1 protein-coding gene is annotated in these 516 nt (G+C 76.2%); it reads right to left on the minus strand.

The window, feature by feature from the left end:
* Positions 1-516, minus strand: a 516-nt coding sequence (locus Y694_RS22210) for a tetratricopeptide repeat protein (protein WP_036236927.1), incomplete at both ends; no start/stop codon positions are given.

Raw genomic sequence — 516 nt, forward strand, 5'->3', positions numbered from 1 at the left:
CGCGGCTGGCGTCGCGGCGGGCGCGGACTCGGCGGACGGCGGCAGCCCGGCGAGCTGGCGCGCCTGCGCCACGCTGGCGCGGATCTGCTGGGCGAACGGGCTGTCGGGCGGCTCCACGCGCGCCAGTGCCTCCCAGTGCTTCACCGCCGTCGGGTAGTCCTTGCGGTCGAAGGCGATCAGGCCGGCGAAGGCGAGCGCCTTCGGGTGCGCCGGGTCGAGCGCGAGCGCGCGTTCGACCAGCCGAGTCGGCTCGCCGTGCATCGCATCGCGGTCCAGCGCGACCAGCGAGGCGCCGAGGTCCACCAGCAACGAGGGGTCGCGAGGATTCAGCGCGACGGCCTTGCGGTAGGCCTCGACGGCTTCCGCATGCCGGCCCAGCGCCGCGTAGGAGCGCGACAGCATCTGCCAGCCCTCGGCGTCGTCGGGGCGGGACTTCAGCCGCTCGGCGAGTTGATCGACCATCGCGGCGATCTGCGCCCGGGCCGGGTCGCCGCCCGCGCCGCTCGCAGCGGCCGG

The organism is Methylibium sp. T29-B (assembly GCF_000576225.1).
GTDB classification, from domain to species: Bacteria; Pseudomonadota; Gammaproteobacteria; order Burkholderiales; family Burkholderiaceae_C; genus Methylibium; species Methylibium petroleiphilum.